15 protein-coding genes are annotated in these 16,074 nt (G+C 65.0%); 2 read left to right on the top strand and 13 right to left on the bottom strand.

Going from position 1 to position 16,074, the window contains the following annotated elements; translation table 11 throughout:
• Nucleotide 1: 1 nt before the first annotated feature.
• The 6 genes from ISG32_RS00370 to ISG32_RS00345 form a co-directional block, all read right to left on the bottom strand.
• Entirely contained in the window at nucleotides 2–1,054 is a 1,053-nt protein-coding gene (locus tag ISG32_RS00370) for a tripartite tricarboxylate transporter substrate binding protein (RefSeq protein ID WP_228529508.1), read from the bottom strand.
• 186 nt (nucleotides 1,055–1,240) lie between these two features.
• A complete protein-coding gene (locus tag ISG32_RS00365) occupies nucleotides 1,241–2,089 on the bottom strand; it encodes a substrate-binding domain-containing protein (protein WP_194769056.1) in 849 nt (282 codons plus the stop codon).
• A 112-nt stretch (nucleotides 2,090–2,201) separates the two neighbouring features.
• On the bottom strand, nucleotides 2,202–2,960 hold the full coding sequence (locus ISG32_RS00360; RefSeq protein ID WP_194769055.1) for an iron ABC transporter ATP-binding protein: 759 nt from the start codon (nucleotides 2,958–2,960) through the stop codon (nucleotides 2,202–2,204).
• Nucleotides 2,957–3,901, bottom strand: coding sequence for an iron chelate uptake ABC transporter family permease subunit (locus tag ISG32_RS00355; protein ID WP_194769676.1), 945 nt, complete (start codon nucleotides 3,899–3,901; stop codon nucleotides 2,957–2,959). The genes ISG32_RS00360 and ISG32_RS00355 overlap by 4 nt, the downstream gene beginning before the upstream one ends.
• A gap of 29 nt (nucleotides 3,902–3,930) precedes the next feature.
• Nucleotides 3,931–4,941, bottom strand: coding sequence for an ABC transporter permease (locus ISG32_RS00350; protein WP_194769054.1), 1,011 nt, complete (start codon nucleotides 4,939–4,941; stop codon nucleotides 3,931–3,933).
• Nucleotides 4,919–5,863: a siderophore ABC transporter substrate-binding protein gene (locus ISG32_RS00345; RefSeq protein ID WP_194769053.1), complete on the bottom strand. Its 945-nt coding sequence runs from the start codon at nucleotides 5,861–5,863 to the stop codon at nucleotides 4,919–4,921. Before ISG32_RS00345 ends, ISG32_RS00350 begins: the two co-directional genes overlap by 23 nt.
• A gap of 358 nt (nucleotides 5,864–6,221) precedes the next feature.
• Here ISG32_RS00345 and ISG32_RS00340 point away from each other — a divergent pair, with 358 nt between their 5' ends.
• A complete protein-coding gene (locus ISG32_RS00340; protein ID WP_194769675.1) occupies nucleotides 6,222–7,088 on the top strand; it encodes a DMT family transporter in 867 nt (288 codons plus the stop codon).
• A 19-nt stretch (nucleotides 7,089–7,107) separates the two neighbouring features.
• Here the strand turns inward: ISG32_RS00340 and ISG32_RS00335 are convergent, their stop codons facing one another.
• Nucleotides 7,108–8,721, bottom strand: coding sequence for a gamma-glutamyltransferase family protein (locus ISG32_RS00335; protein WP_194769052.1), 1,614 nt, complete (start codon nucleotides 8,719–8,721; stop codon nucleotides 7,108–7,110).
• A gap of 9 nt (nucleotides 8,722–8,730) precedes the next feature.
• Nucleotides 8,731–9,780, bottom strand: a complete 1,050-nt coding sequence (locus tag ISG32_RS00330) for a Bug family tripartite tricarboxylate transporter substrate binding protein (protein ID WP_194769051.1) — start codon at nucleotides 9,778–9,780, stop codon at nucleotides 8,731–8,733.
• A gap of 148 nt (nucleotides 9,781–9,928) precedes the next feature.
• On the opposite strand from ISG32_RS00330, the gene ISG32_RS00325 reads away from it, so the two are divergent.
• The gene (locus ISG32_RS00325) at nucleotides 9,929–10,846 is read left to right on the top strand and encodes a LysR family transcriptional regulator (RefSeq protein WP_194769050.1); all 918 of its coding nucleotides are present in this window, start codon (nucleotides 9,929–9,931) and stop codon (nucleotides 10,844–10,846) included.
• A gap of 2 nt (nucleotides 10,847–10,848) precedes the next feature.
• Here the strand turns inward: ISG32_RS00325 and ISG32_RS00320 are convergent, their stop codons facing one another.
• Genes ISG32_RS00320 through ISG32_RS00300 form a run of 5 tightly spaced genes read right to left on the bottom strand, consistent with a single transcriptional unit; the run spans nucleotide 10,849 to nucleotide 16,049 of the window.
• Nucleotides 10,849–11,811 (bottom strand): phosphatidate cytidylyltransferase, encoded by a 963-nt coding sequence (locus ISG32_RS00320; RefSeq protein WP_194769049.1) that lies wholly within the window; start codon nucleotides 11,809–11,811, stop codon nucleotides 10,849–10,851.
• On the bottom strand, nucleotides 11,808–12,461 hold the full coding sequence (locus ISG32_RS00315) for a lysophospholipid acyltransferase family protein (RefSeq protein WP_194769048.1): 654 nt from the start codon (nucleotides 12,459–12,461) through the stop codon (nucleotides 11,808–11,810). Before ISG32_RS00315 ends, ISG32_RS00320 begins: the two co-directional genes overlap by 4 nt.
• A gap of 38 nt (nucleotides 12,462–12,499) precedes the next feature.
• Nucleotides 12,500–12,943 carry a hypothetical protein gene (locus ISG32_RS00310; protein WP_194769047.1) on the bottom strand — a complete coding sequence of 148 codons (444 nt, stop codon included), beginning with the start codon at nucleotides 12,941–12,943 and terminating at the stop codon, nucleotides 12,500–12,502.
• Nucleotides 12,940–14,301, bottom strand: a complete 1,362-nt coding sequence (locus tag ISG32_RS00305) for a phosphatase PAP2/dual specificity phosphatase family protein (RefSeq protein WP_228529507.1) — start codon at nucleotides 14,299–14,301, stop codon at nucleotides 12,940–12,942. Before ISG32_RS00305 ends, ISG32_RS00310 begins: the two co-directional genes overlap by 4 nt.
• On the bottom strand, nucleotides 14,301–16,049 hold the full coding sequence (locus ISG32_RS00300; protein ID WP_194769046.1) for a bifunctional alpha/beta hydrolase/class I SAM-dependent methyltransferase: 1,749 nt from the start codon (nucleotides 16,047–16,049) through the stop codon (nucleotides 14,301–14,303). Before ISG32_RS00300 ends, ISG32_RS00305 begins: the two co-directional genes overlap by 1 nt.
• Nucleotides 16,050–16,074: the final 25 nt, after the last annotated feature.

Here is a 16,074-nt window from a genome sequence, read left to right as displayed (position 1 = left end):
GTCAGTTCTTCGCTTTGCCGTCGGCCGGCGATTTGCCGCTCTTGTCGTTGACCGCCACGGCGCCCGAACCGAACACGCTCTGCGCGATCCCGTGCATCTTGCGCACGATGGCGGTCGTCTCCTCGGCACCCTGCGGCACGGGGTTGACCTGCACGTTGACGAGCGCCTTGCGCACTTCGGGATCGGCAATGGCATCGAGCACCCACTGCGTCAGCTTCTGGCGAATCGGCTCGGGCAGACCTGCGGGCGCGGTCCAGAGAAAAGAGCCCCCAAACGCGCTGTCCCACTGTTTGAAGCCCTGCTGCACGACGGACTGCACGCCGCTCACGCCCTCGGGCGGCGCATCGGTGCCGAAGTACGCGAGCGCCTTGAGCTTGCCGCCGCGCACGAACGTGGTGGACAGCGGGTCGATCACCAGATCGACATGCCCGCCGATGGCGTCGTTGATCGCCGCCGCGCTGCCCTTGTAGGGCACATGCTGCAGCTGGATGCCGGTGAGCTGCTGAAAGTATTCACCCGCCATGTGGCCCGGCGTGCCGACGCCCGAAGTGCCGAGCGAGACCGGATGCTTCTTCGCGTACTCCACCAGCTCCTTGAGGTTCTTCGCCGGAAAGTCCGGGCGCACCGCGAAGGTCGTGATGCCGTTGCCCACATAGGCAATGGACTGGAAGGATTTGAACGGATCGAAATGCACCGGCACAAGCTGCGGCGCAATCGCGAGATTGCCAATGGAAGCGTTGAGCAGCGTGTAGCCATCGGGCTTCGCCTTTGCGACGAACTGCGCACCGATGGTGCCTCCCGCGCCCGGCTTGTAGTCGATGATCACCGGCTGACCGGCACGCGCGGACACCTTCTCGGCAATCAGCCGCGCGACGTTGTCGTTCGTGCCGCCCGGCGTGTAGGGCACGACCAGCGTGATCGGCCGGCTGGGCCAGGCCGCGTCGGCGGCGGGCGCATTGGCCAGCGCCATCACAGGGACAGGGCACACCATTGCCGCAAAAGACAACCAACCCAAAGCGCGGCGGCGAAGATAAAGCGTGCCCGACTGACTCATTTCGATTTCCTTGTTCATTCCGAACCATTCACAACAGGAAATCAAGTCTAGAAATCGAGCGCGTTTTGCGCCAATAAGCTTTGGCGCTATCCAAGCGCGGAAATCTTCTAAGAACCTTTGCGCATAAGCATCTACCCCAGGGCTCCTCTGCACGAACGAGATCAACGCGTGCAGAAGTTCCCTATGTCATCGCGGCGTCGCGACGGGCTCGAGCCCCGTGTCCTCGATGGTCTTGCGCGCCTCGGGCGAGGTGTAGTACTTCAGCAGCGCCTCCAAGCCTCTGGCATTGGTCGAAGTCCGCGCCACGCCTGCCGAGAAAAAGGTGTACTGCTGCACCGATTCGGGGATCTTGCCGACGAAGGTCGTGCCCTGGATCGGCAGCAGCTCGCTGACCTGCTGCAGGCCGATTTCGGCCTCGCCGCGCGCGACGATGGTGCCCACGCGCTCGGTCACGATCTTGCGGCTCTTGGGCATGACCTGGTCGTGGATGCCGAGCTTCTTGAGCATCGTGGTCTCGAAGTAAGTGCCGCTCGCGCTGGCCGAATAGGCAATGCTTTTCGCGTTGAGCAGCACGTGCTTGAATTTCTCCTCGGTGCTGATGTCCGGCACTGGCGCGCCCTTCTTCACCGACAGGCCGATGGCTGAACGCACGAGGTCGATCTGCGAGCCCTGCTTCACATAGCCCTGCGCCGCGAGCTGGTCGAGCGACGTGCGCGCAAGGATCACCACGTCCGCGATCTCGCCCTTCTCCAGGCGATTGGGAATCGACGTGGGCGACGAACCCATCGACGAGCCCAGCACGGTCTCGACCACCATGCCGTTGGCCCTGGAGAACTCGGGCGCGAGCCGCTGGTGCGCTTCTGCAAAGCCGCCGGAAGTCATCACCCGCACTGCCTCCGCTGCGCCTTCGCTCTGGGCCTGTTGTTGCTGCGGCGGCGATTGCGCGCAACCGGCCGCGAGCACGATGGCGGAGACGACGAATGCGCGGCGCCCGAGCAATGCGAGAGAGGAGCGGTGGACGGGTTGGCGTGGCATGCGTTGTCTCCTGAGTTCACATTTGAAAATATTCAGGGAGTATGCAGCGCCACAGGGGCGCTTCAGCCATCCAACACGCAAGAGTTTGTTAAGCCGAATCCACCAGAGCCGGTCACGCGAAGTAGTGGCAGATGCGCTGCCCGCGGATCTCGTGCACCGTCACCTCGATGCCGTAGAGCGCACTCAGCACATCCTCGCGCACGACGCTGCGCGTGTCGCCGTCATGCGCCACGCTGCCATCCTTCATCGCGATGATGTGGTCGGCGTAACAGCTCGCGAAGTTGATGTCGTGCAGCACGACGACCACGGTCTTGCCCTTCTCCTGCACCAGCCGCCGCAGCAGTTTCATCATCGTCACCGCGTGCGCCATGTCGAGATTGTTGAGCGGCTCGTCAAGCAGCACATAGGGCGTGTCCTGGCACAGCACCATCGCGATGTAGGCACGCTGGCGCTGGCCGCCCGATAGCTCATCGAGATAGCGATCCTCCAGCGCCTCGAGCTGCAGGAAACGCAGCGCCTCGTCCACATGCCGCACGTCGTCCGGCGTCATGCGGCCCTTGCTGTGCGGAAACCGGCCGAAGCCGACCAGATCGCGCACCGTCAGGCGCAGCGTGGACTGGTTGTCCTGGCGAAGAATCGCCAGCACGCGGGCGAGCGCGTCGCTGGCGGTCTTCGCGACATCGAGCCCCTGCACCTGCGCGCTGCCCGCGCTCATCGGCATCAGCCGACTGATCAACGACAGCAGCGTGCTCTTGCCCGCACCGTTGGGGCCGATGATGGCCGTGAAGCGCTTCTCCGGAATCTGCACGGACACGCCATGCAGCACCGTCGTCTCGCCATGGCGCTTGACGAGTTCACGGGTCGCGATCATGCCCGTCCTCCGCGCATCAACAAAAAGATGAACACCAGTCCTCCGACAAATTCCACCACCACCGAAATCGCGGAATTGAATCCCATCACGCGCTCCAGAATCACCTGTCCACCCAGCAGCAGAATCACGCCCCAGAGCACCACCGCCGGCAGCACCCAGACGTGGCGGCGCGTGCCCATCCATTGATAGGCCATGTTCGCCACCAGCAGCCCGAAGAAGGTCACCGGCCCGACCAGCGCGGTCGAGAGCGCGACCATCGCGCACACCACCACCAGCAGCTGCAGCACCGCGCGGCGGTAGTCCACGCCCAGATTGATCGCCGCATCGCGCCCGAGCGCCAGCACGTCCAGCACATGGCGTCTGCGCCAGAAGAAGGCCGCGCCAAACAGCATCAGCACCGCCGATGGCAACAGCAGCGCGGACTGGACCGTGTTGAAATTCGCGAACATGCGGTCCTGCAACGAGCTGAACTCGTTGGGATCGATCATGCGCATCGCAAAGCTCGTGAGGCTGCGAAACAGAATGCCCACCACGATGCCGACCAGCAGCATCAGATGCAGGCTGCTCGCATTGCCCGCAAACAGCCAGCGCACCAGACACATGCTGAGCGCCACCATCAGCACCAGCTCAAGAAAAAACTTGTTGACCCCGCCGAGCGCCACCACGCCCGCCGACGTGAGCAGCAGCACCAGCAGCGCCTGCAGGAAGAGATACAGCGCGTCCAGCCCCATCACCGCAGGCGTGAGAATGGTGTTGTGCGTCACCGTCTGGAACACCACGGTGGACATGCCGAGCGCCGCCGCCACCAGTGCCATCGACAGCAGTTTCGCGCCCCGGTGCTGCAGGATGAAGGACCACTCGACCTCGACCGCCACAGTCATGAAGGCGGCGACGGCGACCAGCGCCGGCACCAGCAGAATGGCCAGACGGAATGCCGGCATGCGCCAGAGGGAATGCAGCTTGGCCACGTTCAGCCTCCCGCCATTCGGCGCTGGCGCAGCAGGATGCCGAGGAACAGCGCGCTGCCGACCACGCCCATCACCGTGCCGACGGGAATCTCGTAGGGCGCGATCAGCAGTCGCCCGAGCAGATCGCAGGCCATCGTCAGGCCAGCGCCCAGCACAGCGACCCAGAGCACGTTGCGGCGCACGTTGTCGCCCACCACCAGACGCACGATGTTGGGCACGATCAGCCCCACGAACGGAATGCCGCCGACGGTGACCACCACGCACGCGGTGACCAGCGCCACCACCAGCAGCCCCTGCCAGACCAGCGCGCGGTAGTTCAGTCCGAGATTGGTCGCGAACGATTCGCCGAGCCCCGCGACCGTGAAGCGGTCCGCCGCGAAGCACGCCGCGATGGTGGCGGCCAGCGACAGCCAGAGCATTTCGTAGCGGCCATCGACGATGGTCGAGAAGTCGCCGTTCGACCAGGCGCGCAGCACCTGGATCATGTCGAACTGGTAGGCGACGAAGGTGGTGGCGGCCTCGATCACGCCCGCCAGAATCAGGCCGACCAGCGGCACGATCCACGCGGAGCGCAACCGGATGCGCGACAGCACCGCGAGAAACAGCGCGCTGCCCGCAAGCGCGAACAGCGCCGCCACTCCCATCTTGGCGAACACCGGCAGCTGCGGCGCGAACAGCATCGTCACCATCATGCCGAGCGTCGCGGACTCCACCGTGCCGACGGTCGACGGCTCGACGAAATGGTTGCGCGCCAGCATCTGCATGAGCAGCCCCGCGACCGCCATCGCCGAGCCCGCGAGCAGGAGTGCAAGCGTGCGCGGAACGCGGCTGTAGACCAGCACCTGCGCGACCAGATCGTCCTCACTGTCGGACCACAGCGTATCCCAGGACACGTCGCTCACGCCCACCGCGAGACTCGCCAGCGCCAGTGCGAAAAGGGCCACGAGGGCCCCGCTCCATGCCAACGCGTTCAAGCGCGCCGTCGGTCCATCACATCGCCGGCGCAAACGCATCGGACAGCTGCTTCAGATTTTCCTTGATCGCCGTGGGTCCGGCGTTGGAGAGCACGTACCAGTTCATCGCGTTCAGATAGACGACCTGCTTGTTGCGCCAGGCCTTGGTGGCATGCACCAGCTTGTTGTCCAGCAGTTGTTCGGCGGAGGCGCCTTCGCGACCGATCGCCGCGTCGCGGTCGAGCACCAGCAGCCAGTCGGGGTTGGTCTTGAGCAGATATTCGAACGACACCGCCTGACCGTGCTTGGACACCTCGATCTTGTCCTTGACCGGCGTGGCGCCAAAGGTGCTGTAGAGCATGTCGAAGCGCGAGCCGGCGCCGTAGACGCTCATCTTGCCGCCGTTGGTCATCACGAACAGCATCGAGCCCTTGCCGCTCGCCCGGGACTTCACGCTGGCGATTTCCCGCTCGATGAGCCTGATCTCCTGCTCGCCCTTCTCGGGCACGCCGTAGGCCGCCGCAATCGCGCGGATGTTGCGAAAGACCTGGGGCACCTGGTTGCCGTCGCCGATGGTGATGTCGAGCACTGGCGCGTACTTGCGCAGCTCGGCGAGCTTGGGCAGGGTGCGCCCGCCCGAGATGATCAGGTCGGGCTTGAGCGCCTTGAGCTTTTCGTAGTCGGGCTCGAAGAGGCTGCCGACCTGCGGATACTTCGCCGCGTCCGCGTACTGGCTCAGAAACTTCGGCATCGTCACCACGTTCGGCACGCCCTGCACATCGCCGCCGAGCGACTGGATGATGTCAAGCGCGGCCAGGTCGTACACCAGCACCGTCTTCGGCTTGAGCGGCACGCTCACCTCGCCCGAAGCATCCTTGACCGTCACTCTGGACGCCTGTGCCAGCGCGCCGACTCCCGGCATGGCGAGCGCCAGGCCAAGGCCCAGCAAGGTGTGACGACGGTTGCAGTGACTGAGAGACATGGACGGAACCTCCTGAGCGACGCATTCGGGCGGCGCGGTTGAACGAGAACAAACCGAGTATTTACTGATAATTATTCTCATTCAATGCTAACACCGAGTAGAAACCCGATGGGAAATGCCGGTTTCCGGCGTGCGGCAATGCGACACGGCTCTGTGGCACATTCGCTGAATGCCTGCCCGGGCACGCACACGATTTTTATAATCGGCCGCTTGAGCCACATCGGCCTGTGAACGTCCCCGTCGGGGGCCGACCGGTGCGCGCACACCCCAGCCCCTGCCCGCAGCGCCCACTTCAGTGTCACAGCCCTCCGACCAAGAACCCGCACCGCCCTCCGCCGCCGCGCGCCCATCGACCGGGATGCACCCCTCGGCCATCACCGGCATCGCGCTGACCGTCGCCGCCACGGCCGCGTTTTCGGTGCTCGATGCGGGATCGAAATACGTGGGCTCGCTGCTGCCGATCTTCATGGCGCTGTGGCTGCGCTACTGCCTGCAGAGCATCTTCACCATCAGCTTCGCCACCAGCCGCTCGGGCACGGCGATCTTCAAGGCCAGACATTGGCGCTTTCAGCTCATGCGCGGCGTGCTGTTCTGCGTGAGCAATGGCTGCGCGATGATGAGCCTGCGTTATCTGCCGCTCGCGGAATTCACCGCCATCGTCGCGATGACGCCCATCGCCATGACGCTGGTGGCAGCCCTCTGGCTCAAGCAGCCCGTGAGCCGACTGCGCTGGGTGCTGGTGTTCGTGGGATTTGCGGGCACGCTGATCATCATCCGGCCCGGTGGCGACAACTTCTCTGTCGGCGCGCTGATCTGGCCGATGCTGCAGCTGCTGGCCAATACCGCCTACCAGATCGTGAGCAGCGAAATGGCAGGCAAGGAGCGCCCCGAAACCACCCAGATCTACACCAGCCTGCTGGCCCTCGCGATCACCACCGTGATGCTGCCGTGGACGTGGAGCGGCGGCATGACGCCTGCGCTGTGGGTGGGCGCGTTCTGCATGGGCCTGGGCAGCGCCGTCGGTCATCTGCTGATGCTCAAGGCGTATGAATACGCACGGCCCGCGACGATCACGCCGTTTCTCTACAGCCAGATTCCGTTCGCGCTCTGCGCGGGCTGGCTGATGTACGGGCACATCCCCGACCACTGGGCGGTGATCGGCATGGTCACCATCGCGGTGGGCGGCATGCTCAGCGTGTGGCTGTCGGTGCGCGAATCACGCTGAGCACGCGGGAGACCGACGTTCAGTAGCCCACGGCCTGGCCGTCCTTGCGCGGGTCCGAGCCCGCGATGTAGTGCTCGCCATCACGCAGGATCAACTGCGCTCCGCCGAAGGCGAACACGCCATTGCCCTCTTCCACGACGACGTCGTGGCCGCGCGCGCTCAACTCGGCGATCACGGCCGCACCGAACGCGGGTTCGACGGCGACCTTCTTGCCGCCGGTAACGCGCCAGCGCGGCGCATCGGCTGCCGCCTGCGGATTCTGGCCGTAGCGCAGCACGCGCAGCGCCATCTGCAGATGGCCTTGTGACTGCATCGGGCCGCCCATCACGCCGAACGCCATCTGCGGCGTGCCGTCGGCATTCATCGCGAATGCGGGAATGATGGTGTGCGATGGTCGCTTGTTCGGGCCGACCTCGTTGGCGTGGCCGCTTTGCGTGGTGAAGCCGCAGCCCCGGTTCTGCAGACTGATGCCGGTGCCAGGCACCACCACACCCGAGCCGAAGCCCATGTAGTTGGACTGGATGAACGACACCATCATGCCGCTCTCGTCCGCCGCCGCCAGATACACCGTGCCGCCGCGTTGCGGTGCGCCGTACGCCGGATCGCCCGCCTGCTTCAGGTCGATGAGCCTGGCGCGCTCGCGCAGGTAGTCGCGCGAGAGCAGCTCTTCCTGCGGTTTCACGCGCATGTGGTCCATGTCGGCGTTGTACTCGTTCAGATCGGCCAGCGCGAGCTTCATCGCCTCGATCTGCAGGTGCACCGTGTCCGCGCTGTCGAGCGGCTGGCCGCCGATGCCCCATTCATCGAGCATGCCGAGCGCCATCAGCGTCGCGATGCCCTGACCGTTCGGCGGGATCTCGTGGATCACCGAATCGCCGAAGGGCTGCGACACCGTGCCCACCCAGTCGGCCTTGTGCGCTGCGAGGTCCTCGACCGTCATCACGCCGCCGTTCGCCTTGCAATGCGCGGCCATCTTCTCGGCGAGCTCGCCGCGGTAGAAGGCCTCGCCCTTGGTTCTGGCGATCAGCTCGAGCGTGCGCGCGTGGGCCTCGCTTTTGAAGATTTCACCGGCGCGCATCGCGCGGCCTTCGGGCATGAAGCACTCGGCAAAGCCGGGCTGCTCACCGAGCTTCTGCACGCCCAGTTCCCACAGCGTGGAGATCACGGGCGAGACCGGAAAGCCGTTGCGTGCGTAGTCGATGGCCGGTTGCGCGACCTGCTCGAAGGGCAGCTTGCCGAAACGACGGGAGAGTTCCACCCATGCGGACACCGCTCCCGGCACGGTCACTCCGTTCCAGCCCTTTTCGGGAATGCCGCCGAGCTTCTTGAAGTACTCGGGCGTCCACGCGGCGGGCGAGCGGCCCGATGCGTTGAGCCCATGCAGCTCCTTGCCGTCCCAGAGAATCGCGAACGCGTCGCTGCCGATGCCGCAGCCCGAGGGCTCGACCACGGTCAGCGTCATCGCGGCGGCGATGGCCGCATCCACCGCGTTGCCGCCCGCGAGCAGCATGCGCAGACCGGCCTGCGCGGCCAGCGGTTGCGAGGTGCTGACCACGTTGCGGCCAAGCACGGAGGAGCGGTGCGATGCGTAGGGCAGCGCCCAATCCTTGATGGCGGGGGTCGATTCAGACATGTCTTCGTTTCAATCCAATGTGATGTGGTTGTCCTTGATGACCTTGGCCCAGCGTGCGCTGTCGGCCTTCACCATGGAATGGAATTGCGCGGGCGTGCCTGCCTTGGCGGGCTCTGCGCCCAGCTTGGCGAGGGCCGCCGCGACCTCGGGGTTCTGGATCGCCTTGTTGAAGGCGGCGTTGATCTTCGCAGCCAGCTCGGGCTTCATGCCCGCCGGTCCGTACACGCCGAACCAGGTCACCGACGAATAGCCCGGCAGACCGGATTCGGCGATCGTCGGCAGATCGGGCACGAGCGAGCTGCGCTGCAGGCTGGTCACGGCAAGCGCCTTGAGGCGGCCGCTGGTCACGTGCGGCATGCCGGTGGGAATCGAGTCGAACAGCAGATGCACCTGCCCCGCCGCCAGATCGGTGATGGACTGCGCCGTGCCCTTGTACGGCACGTGCGTGAGCTTGACGCCGGAGCGCGCCGCGAATTCGAGAGCGTTCAGATGCACGATGGTGCCGTTGCCGCTGCTCGCATAGTTGAGCTTGCCGGGGTTGGCCTTGGCGTAGGCGATCAGCTCCTGCACGTTCTTCACGGGCAGCGACGGCGTCACCAGCAGCACGCTGGCGGCATCGGCCACATGGGCGATGGGAGTGAAGTCCTGCTCGACGTTGTAGCTCAGGCGCGGCATGAGGTGCGGCGAGATCGCATGCGTGCTGCTGGTGGTGAACAGCAGCGTCGTGCCATCGGGCGCGGCCTTCACGGCCTCGGCCGCACCGATGGTGCCGCCCGCGCCGGGCTTGTTGTCGACGACGAACTGCTGCCCCAAGTCCTGCGACACGCGCTGGGCGATCACGCGCGAGATCAGGTCCGTCGCGCCGCTTGCAGGAAACGGCACGACTAGGCGCACCGGCTTGCCCGGCCATGCGTCCACTGCGGGATCGGCCAAGGCGGCGGATGCGCCCAGACCACCGAGCCCGCCGCAGCCGGCGATCAGCAAGGCACCCAACACGGCGCGGCGACCTGCGTGCGGCGCCGGACTCTGTGCTCCACGAGCAGCAATGGACTGGTTCATGACACCCTCGGATTCGGTTCAGAAAATGGACGTCCATCTTATGCGGTGCAGGGCCGGCGCACCATCAGAGATTCAGCAAATCCAGTTTGCCGATACGGCAATGCTGCAGAATCTCGGCATTGAATTAGGCAAACCGGAAATCCAACCCATGTCGGCCACCAATCAACTGCAGGACACGGCCCTGCGCTACTTTCTCGAGGTCGCGCGCTGCGGCTCGGTGAGCCTCGCGTCTCAGCGACTGCACGTGGCCATGTCGGCCATCAGCCGCCAGATCGCACATCTGGAAGCACAGCTCGAGACGCCGCTGTTTGAACGCCATGCGCGCGGCATGGTACCCACCGCAGCGGGCGACATTCTCGCGCGGCACGCCCGGCGCATCAGCCTCGAGGCCGAGCAAGCGGTCGACGCCATCCACGCGCTGGCCAACCTGAGCGCGGGCGCCGTGCGCATCGCCACGTCCGACGCCTTCGCCAACGAACTCGTTCCCGCCGTCTGCGCGCGCTTCCAGCAGGACTATCCGGGCGTGCGCTTCGAGGTGCTGATGTGCCCCACCGCGCAGGTGCCCGGCAAGGTGCTCGCGGGCGATGCCGACATTGGCCTGTGCTTCAGCCTCGCGCCGGTCAAGGACATCCACGTCGTGCACCGCCAGTCCGCGCCGGTGGTCGCGATTCTTCCGCCGGGCCACGCGCTCGCGCGCAGGCGACAGGTCTCGCTCGCCGAGCTCACCCGCTACCCGCTCGCGCTGCCGCCTGCAGAAACGGCGGTGCGCCAGGTCGTCGACATGGCCTGCGCACGCCAGGAGCTGGCGCTGGAGCCCGTGCTCGTCAGCAACCATGCGCAGACGCTGCTCAAGTACGTGCAGTACAGCGGCGGCGTCAGTGTGTCGAGCGAGGTCAGCGTCCGCCATCTCGTGGCCAGCGGAGAACTGCTCGCCAAGCCGATCTCGGACGCGGGCCTCGACCTGCGTGACATCGAGGTGCAGACCCTCGGCGGACGCGCGCTGCCGCCCGCCACGGAGGCCTATCTGGCACAGCTCATCATGGGGTTGAAGGGCGACCGGGGCTGACCTCAGGTCCACCAGTAGCGCAGCATGTGAAAGAAGATCGGTGCGGAAAAGCAGATTGAGTCGATGCGGTCCAGCATGCCGCCGTGGCCCTGTATCAGCTGCCCCCAGTCCTTCACGCCCCGGTCGCGTTTGATGGCCGACATCACGAGTCCACCGAAGAAGCCGAACACGCAGGCGACGAAGGCGATGACGGCGGCCTGCAGATGGCTGAACGGCGTCATCCATGACATGAGCACACCGATGCCCGAGGCGAGCAGGATGCCGCCGACAAGCCCCTCGACCGTCTTCGACGGCGAGAGCACGGGCGCTACCTTGTGCTTGCCGAACAGCTTGCCGCAGACGTACTGCAGCACGTCGGACGCCTGCACCACGAAGATCAGCCACATCGCGGGCCAGATCTTGTCGCCATGGAAATCCGCGAGATCCAGCGTCACCAGCGCGGGCAGGTAGGAGATGCAGTAGACCGACACCATCAGCCCCCACTGGATCTTGGCGCTGCGCTCGAGAAAATGCTTGGTGTCCTCCTGCTTCAGTCCTGCGATCGGCAGCAGCAGAAAGACATAGAGCGGAATGAAGATCGAATACATGCCGTACCAGTCCGCGTAGATCAGAAAGTACTGGTAGGGAATGACGAAGTAGAACGCGATCAGCAGCGAGAAATAGTCGCCGCGCCGCGTGGGCAGCAGGCTGATGAATTCCCGCAGCGCAAACAGCGAAATCAGCGCGAACAGCGAAATCAGCGCGAACAGCGCGATGAACGCGCCCTTGCCGAGCACGATGGCGACGGCGATCAGCGTCATCATCACCCACCACGCGTTGATGCGCGAGACGAGGTTGACGATGACGGGCGACGGCACGGGCCCCGCGCGTCGCTTGAGCACCCAGCCGACGGTGGACGCGAAGATCAGGATGGCCGCGAGAATGCCGAACAGAAGATAGGTCTGCGATGCGTAGGCGGGGGTCATTCCTGCACCTCCTTGAGCTTCAGAAGCTCGGCCGCCGCGTACTGCAGATACTCCGACTTGGCCATGCCTTCCTGGCGCGCGAGCGGCGCACCGAAGATCACCGTGGACAGCAGCGGCACCGGAATCAGCGCGCCCTTGGGCATCACGCGGCGCAGGTTGGTGATCCACACCGGCACGAGTTCGACGTCGGGAAACGCCTCCTTCAAGTAAAAGAGCCCGCTGCGGAATTCCAGCAGATCCACATCGTCCTCGAGATTGCGCGTGCCTTCGGGGAAGAAGATGATCGAGAAGCCATTGGCGAGCGCGTCCTTCACAGGCTGCAGCGGATCGGACTGTCCCTCGCGGTGGCGGTTGATCGTCACGCCGTGGAAGGTGTCCTGGATCAGAAAGCGCCGCAGCCCATCCTTGAGCCAATAGTCCGATGCAGCAATCGGCCGCGTGTTCTGCCGCATGAAGCGCGGCAGCGACGCCCACAGCAGAATGAAGTCGATATGGCTGTTGTGGTTCGCGAAATAGATGCGCTGCTCGGTCGATGGCTTGCTGCCATACCAGATGCTGCGCGCACCCGTCAGCAGACGCGCGCTGCTGCGCGTGAGAAACGCGACGCCGCGCCCCAGTGTTCGCAGGATGACGTTGTTGCTTGAACTCATCTTTCCAATCCATTCACGGGAAACTGCACGCCATCGTCTCACAGCGGCGGGGAAGTGCAGACGATCACGGTGGCAACCATCAGCAGGTATTGCAGCGCGAGCAGTCCGATCTGCCATTTGAAGAGTCGCAGACAACCTGCAAAGCGCAGGCTCCAGCCGCGCTTTGCCTTGGCTTCGGGCATCAGTCCGAATTGCACAAGGCTGTCGTCAAGCATCTGCGTGGCACCGCGCTCGCTGGTGCCGGAGTCGATCAGGCGCGCCACATGCTCGAGCAGATCAGCATCGAACTTCACCCGCACCGCGACATAGTGCTGCAGCGCGATCAGCAGCATCGCGAGCGCCACCAGCACCCAGCAGACGACGGACTGGCTGCCGCGCACGATCCACGCGAGCAGCGTGAACGCGAACGCGAGATAGGCGGACCGGAGCACCGAATCGGCATGGCGCAGAAGCCGCGCCAGCACATGAAGCTGCATCGTCATCGCACACGCTCCCCTTTGTTCATGCCGGCCACGCGCTGCAGTTGCACCAGTTGCTCGGCCCGCAGCACGATCCAGGGCCTTGCCTGCCGAATGAGCGCGACTGCAGCGTCCACGGAATCCGCTCGCCCCGATGTGATCAGCCACGCGCACAGCACGGCTGCGCTGCGCGAGTAACCCAGCGCGCAGAACACCAGCAGTCCGCGCGGCTCATGCAACGCGATCAAGGCGTCGAGCCGCTCGGCGGCCAGCACCAGTTGCGCCGCCGACAAGGTCACCATGTCGAGCGACAGATGCTGCGCATACGCCGCTGGATGCCGCATGACCGGCAGCTCCGCCGCGCAGTCAAACAGCGCATCGTATTCCGCCGCATCACGCGCCGACGGAATGCGTCCGAGATGCAGGCTCACGCCCTGCCATTCACCGACGCGCGAGTCCTGGGGGTGTGCACGCGTCCATGCGCGGCTGTTGATCCACGCGCCCGCGAAATACGGCGCGAAGAGCAGCACGCTCGCGACGGTCATCGCGCCGTCCTCGCGCTTTTGAAACCAGTGCGGCCGCACCAGCAGATAGGCCAGCGCAACCAGCAGCAGGCTCACCGCGGGATAGAGCAGCCACAGCCAGCCACCGCCTTCTACAAACGCAACGGCCACAAGCAGCATGCAGGCCAGCAGATACCATCCGCTGATCCGCAGATGCTGCGCGGTCCGCACCGCCAGCGCATCTCGCTCGAATGGCGACTTCACGGCGAGCGGATACAGCCACATGCACAGCGCGCCGACCAGCAGCCCCGTGGGAATGTCGATGAAATGATGCTGCCATGTGGTGAGCACCGACAGCCCGATCAGCGCGCACCACAGATGCACCAGCCACGCCCAGCCCGCGCTCACATGGCGGCGGTAGAAATCCCACAGGATGATGAGCAGCACGATGTGCAGCGAGGGTGCCTGGTTGAACGGCTTGTCGAAACCCATGAGCACATCGAACCACAGCCCGAAGAAGCCCTCAAGCGGTGGACGCTCGAAGCTGAACTTGAGCGGAAACAGCACAAAGCAGACAATCGAAATCACCTGCGCGGTGAACAGCCGCAGCGCTTGCTGGCGCAGCTCGAAACGACTCCAGCACAGCAGCAGCGACAGGCCGTAGAACAGGTCGATGGACCAGTAGGGAACAATTGTCCACGGCCACAGCGGGATGTGGTGTTCCCACGCGAAAACGATGCTGCGCACGTCCGCAAGCCCCGCCGCATGCTGGTTTGCGAAGCCGTAGGTCAGAAAGAAGAACGGCGCAAGACACAGCAGATACAGCACGCCGCGCTTCCACACGCCGGTCTCTCTGGTGATGGAATCGCGCATCGCCATCACAGCTTCTGCGCCACGGCGACGGTGAAGATGCCGAACTCGTCGATGCACTGATCGACCTTGCGAAAGCCCGCCCGCTCGACCAGCGCGTCCATCTCGGCCTGTGAGCGCATGCGCATCACCCACGCGTCGCCCTGGCGGTGCGAGGTGAGCGCGCGCGCGATGAGCTCCTGCTGCGGATGCCAGATCTGGCAGGTGTAGACCAGATAGCCGCCCTGCTCTACCGCCTGCTGCAATCCCTTGAGCGAGCGGCGCAGCAGGTCGTTGTCGTTGAACAGTTCGTAGAGGCCCGACACCACGGCGAGCGTGACGCGGGGCTCGATGCTGGCGAGCGATTCCGTGTTGAACGCATCGCCATGCACGAACTGCGCGATGTCCGACAAGCCGCGCTCGGCGATCAGCTTCTGTCCGGCCGCGACGTTGATGTCGCTGTAGTCGCGCAGCAGAATCGACGCCGGGCGCTGCGCGAACGCGGCCACGGCGTCGAGGATGTAGCGACCGTGGCCCGAAGCGATGTCGAGCATGCGTACCGGTTTGCCCTGCTCGGCGAGCCGCTTCGCGTATTTCTGCAGCAGCCGCTCGATCAGCGTCTTGCGCACGCGAATGCCGCGCCAGCCGATGGCGTTGAGATACTGCCTGTCCATCAGCTTGCCAAGAGCCCCCTTGCTCTCGGGCCGGTTGCGGTAAACGAAATCGAGCGTGCTGCCCGAGTCATAACCCGTGTCCTCGCCGATCTTGAGGCCTGCGGAAAAGCGGCTGCCGAATCGGAGGTTGGCCTTCGCCATCTTCCAGTAGCGGTCGCGCAGCGAGCCTTTGGGCAACGGCGTGCTGAGCTCCTCGGCCAGCGCGCAGCCCGAACCGATGCGGTCCGCATTGAGCACATCAGGTGCCGCATAAGGCTCGGAAAAGCACTGCGTGATGAAGCGCCGGATCTTGCGCACCGCGATCACGCGGTCCTTCTCGCCGAGCGTGTCGTGATAGAAGCCGGGCAGCGTGTGGAACTCCTTGAGCGGATGCGAAAGCCGCTGATAGAACGCGAACTGCGGCTTGCGCTGCACCACGAAATCCGAGCCCGACGACAGCACCTGCGTGGGCACATGGATGTCCTGCGAACTCGCGACGATGCGGTCCGACGCCTCGTACAGTCCGAGCAGCATGCGCACCGAAATAGCGCGCGCGATCTGCGGATCGGTGTCGTAGGCGGCGGCACGTTCCTTGTCGTGCGTGAGCATGCCGGACTTCACATAGCTCGTGATGAAGAAGTTGCCGCGCAGCTTGTGCAGCAGCGTGAGACCGGGCCGGGCGAGCGGCACATAGAGCTTGATGTCGAACGCGGGCGAGGCCAGACACAGCGCGCGGATCTTCGGCGCGTAGTCGTGCACCCAGGTGGCGGCCAGCACGGCGCCCACGCTCTGCGCGACGATGGCCATGTTCTCGGTGGGCACGCCGAACGCATCCTGCAGGTGTCTTGTGAAATGCTCGATGTCCTCCACGCATGCCGAGAACGACGGCGCGTCGCCGCGTTCGCCGGGCGACTGGCCATGGCCGCGCGCATCCCATGCATAGACATCGAAGTCCGGCAGATCGAGCTCGTCCACCAGATGCGCCATGCGCCCCGAATGCTCGTGTCCGCGATGGAACAGCAGCACCGCCTTCTTCTGCGCCCCGGGCTCGCTGGCCTGCCAGCGCTGGAAGAACAGCTCCGTTCCGTCATGACTCACAAACCGATGCTGGCTGTTGACTCTCATGCACCCTCCCATGTGGATGGACCTG

The sequence above is a fragment of the Diaphorobacter caeni genome (assembly GCF_015354245.1).
Classification (GTDB): Bacteria; Pseudomonadota; Gammaproteobacteria; order Burkholderiales; family Burkholderiaceae_C; genus Diaphorobacter_A; species Diaphorobacter_A caeni.
This window is presented reverse-complemented; position numbering and strand designations above follow the sequence as displayed.

Coding starts and splice junctions, on each gene's coding strand:
- ISG32_RS00315 (WP_194769048.1), bottom strand. CDS start 12,461: ATGAGTTCAAGCAACAACGTCATCCTGCGAACACTGGGGCGCGGCGTC.
- ISG32_RS00350 (WP_194769054.1), bottom strand. CDS start 4,941: ATGCGTTTGCGCCGGCGATGTGATGGACCGACGGCGCGCTTGAACGCG.
- ISG32_RS00300 (WP_194769046.1), bottom strand. CDS start 16,049: ATGAGAGTCAACAGCCAGCATCGGTTTGTGAGTCATGACGGAACGGAG.
- ISG32_RS00330 (WP_194769051.1), bottom strand. CDS start 9,780: ATGAACCAGTCCATTGCTGCTCGTGGAGCACAGAGTCCGGCGCCGCAC.
- ISG32_RS00325 (WP_194769050.1), top strand. CDS start 9,929: ATGTCGGCCACCAATCAACTGCAGGACACGGCCCTGCGCTACTTTCTC.
- ISG32_RS00370 (WP_228529508.1), bottom strand. CDS start 1,054: ATGAGTCAGTCGGGCACGCTTTATCTTCGCCGCCGCGCTTTGGGTTGG.
- ISG32_RS00335 (WP_194769052.1), bottom strand. CDS start 8,721: ATGTCTGAATCGACCCCCGCCATCAAGGATTGGGCGCTGCCCTACGCA.
- ISG32_RS00305 (WP_228529507.1), bottom strand. CDS start 14,301: ATGGCGATGCGCGATTCCATCACCAGAGAGACCGGCGTGTGGAAGCGC.
- ISG32_RS00320 (WP_194769049.1), bottom strand. CDS start 11,811: ATGACCCCCGCCTACGCATCGCAGACCTATCTTCTGTTCGGCATTCTC.
- ISG32_RS00340 (WP_194769675.1), top strand. CDS start 6,222: ATGCACCCCTCGGCCATCACCGGCATCGCGCTGACCGTCGCCGCCACG.
- ISG32_RS00310 (WP_194769047.1), bottom strand. CDS start 12,943: ATGACGATGCAGCTTCATGTGCTGGCGCGGCTTCTGCGCCATGCCGAT.
- ISG32_RS00365 (WP_194769056.1), bottom strand. CDS start 2,089: ATGCCACGCCAACCCGTCCACCGCTCCTCTCTCGCATTGCTCGGGCGC.
- ISG32_RS00355 (WP_194769676.1), bottom strand. CDS start 3,901: ATGCCGGCATTCCGTCTGGCCATTCTGCTGGTGCCGGCGCTGGTCGCC.
- ISG32_RS00360 (WP_194769055.1), bottom strand. CDS start 2,960: ATGATCGCGACCCGTGAACTCGTCAAGCGCCATGGCGAGACGACGGTG.
- ISG32_RS00345 (WP_194769053.1), bottom strand. CDS start 5,863: ATGTCTCTCAGTCACTGCAACCGTCGTCACACCTTGCTGGGCCTTGGC.